Genomic DNA, 2,069 nt, shown 5'->3' on the forward strand with positions numbered 1-2,069 from the left:
GTCACGATCCTGACCGAGCCGAAGAACGCCCTGGTCAAACAGTACAAGCGCCTGTTCGAGATGGAGAATGTCGAACTGACCTTCACCGACGACGCCCTGATCGCCGTCGCCAAGAAGGCCATCACCCGCAAGACCGGCGCGCGCGGTCTGCGGTCGATCCTGGAAGGCATACTGCTGGAGACCATGTTCGAACTGCCGACCTTCGAGGGCGTCGAGGAGGTGGTGGTCAACGCCGAAGTCATCGACGGCAAGGCCCAGCCCCTGCTGATCTACTCCGAAGCCTCCAAGAAGAAGGCCGACGGCGCCGCCTGACGGACGGTCGCCGCATGAAGACAAGGGCCGGGGAGGGCGACCTCCCCGGCCTTTTTCGCGCCAGTCCAATCCACATCGTCTCTTTCCCACAACGTGGGGAGGGGGACCGGTTGAGGGGCTCTCTTGACGTCCTACAGGCGCCCGCGATGCGGCGCAGGGCCCCTCCGTCCTCGTCATCCTCGGCACAAGGCCGAGGATGACGGATTCTGAGAGGCGCTCCGCCCAGCCCTCCATCCCAGTTCGCAGCCGTCCGGCGCGGGGAGAAACGCGCATGTCCGGCCCCGAAAACACTCTGCGGCCACGCAGATGTGGGCCGTTCGCCCGCCACGCTTGAACCGCGGGTCTTTCAAACCACATACTCATCCGAACGCCGTCGGAATCGACGGGTCGTCACGCGCTGGCCGGGCCTGTCGTCCGGGCGACCGTGACGGCGGGCCGGAGATACGCAATGGCCCGGGAGTATGTGCATCATGACTGAACCCAAGATCCTGCCCGTCCTGCCGCTCAGGGACATCGTCGTCTTCCCGCACATGGTGGTGCCGCTGTTCGTCGGCCGCGAGAAGTCGGTGAAGGCCCTCGACGAGATCATGAAGGGCGATAAGCAGATTCTTCTGGCCACCCAGAAGAACAGCGTGGACGACGATCCGTCGCCCGACGCCATCTATCCCGTCGGCGTGCTGGCCTCGGTGCTGCAACTGCTGAAACTGCCGGACGGCACGGTGAAGGTGCTGGTCGAGGGCAAGAGCCGCGCGCGCCTGACGCGCTTCACCGACCGCGAGGACTATTTCGAGGCCGAGGCCGTCGAGATCGAGGACGAGCCGGGCGAGGCCTCGCAGGCCGAGGCCATGCTGCGCGCCGTGGTCGAGCAGTTCGAGAACTATGTGAAGCTGAACAAGAAGGTGCCGCCCGAGGCCCTCAGCTCCATTCCCCAGATCGTCGACGCCTCCAAGCTGGCGGACTCGGTCGCGGCCCATCTGTCGGTCAAGATCGCCGACAAGCAGGGCCTGCTGGAAACCTTCGAGGTGCCCAAGCGGCTCGAGAAGGTCTACGGCCTTATGGAGGGCGAGATTTCCGTCCTCCAGGTCGAGAAGAAGATCCGCTCGCGCGTGAAGCGCCAGATGGAGAAGACCCAGCGCGAGTATTATCTGAACGAGCAGATGAAGGCGATCCAGCGCGAGCTGGGCGAGACCGACGACGCGCGCGACGAGATCATGGACCTGGAGAAGCGCATCCGTAAGACGCGCCTGTCCAAGGAAGCGCGCACCAAGGCCGAGGCCGAGGTGAAGAAGCTGCGCAACATGAGCCCGATGTCGGCCGAATCGACCGTGGTCCGCAACTATCTCGACTGGCTGCTGTCCGTGCCGTGGGGCAAGGCCAAGCAGAAGCCGATCGACCTGGCGCGCGCCGAGGACATCCTGGAAGAGGATCATTTCGGCCTGGAGAAGGTCAAGGAACGGATCATCGAATATCTGGCCGTCCAGGCCCGCACCGGCAGCCTGAAGGGGCCGATCCTGTGCCTTGTCGGCCCTCCCGGCGTCGGCAAGACCTCGCTGGCCAAGTCCATCGCCAAGGCGACCGGGCGCGAATACGTCCGCATGTCGCTGGGCGGCGTGCGCGATGAGTCGGAAATCCGCGGCCACCGCCGGACCTATATCGGCTCCATGCCCGGCAAGATCATCCAGTCGATGAAGAAGGCCAAGACCACCAACGCCTTCGTCCTGCTGGACGAGATCGACAAGCTGGGCGCCGACTGGCGC

1 protein-coding gene and 1 pseudogene are annotated in these 2,069 nt (G+C 64.8%); both read left to right on the top strand.

The genetic code is table 11. The features are described from left to right. Window positions 1-312 (top strand): annotated as a pseudogene (locus tag DI624_RS15995) (ATP-dependent Clp protease ATP-binding subunit ClpX); the annotation flags it as partial. Window positions 313-782: 470 nt separating this feature from the next. Further along, on the top strand, window positions 783-2,069 hold a 1,287-nt coding region (locus tag DI624_RS16000; protein ID WP_291540542.1), incomplete at its 3' end, for an LON peptidase substrate-binding domain-containing protein.

The organism is Brevundimonas sp., assembly GCF_003248455.1.
Taxonomy (GTDB): domain Bacteria; phylum Pseudomonadota; class Alphaproteobacteria; order Caulobacterales; family Caulobacteraceae; genus Brevundimonas.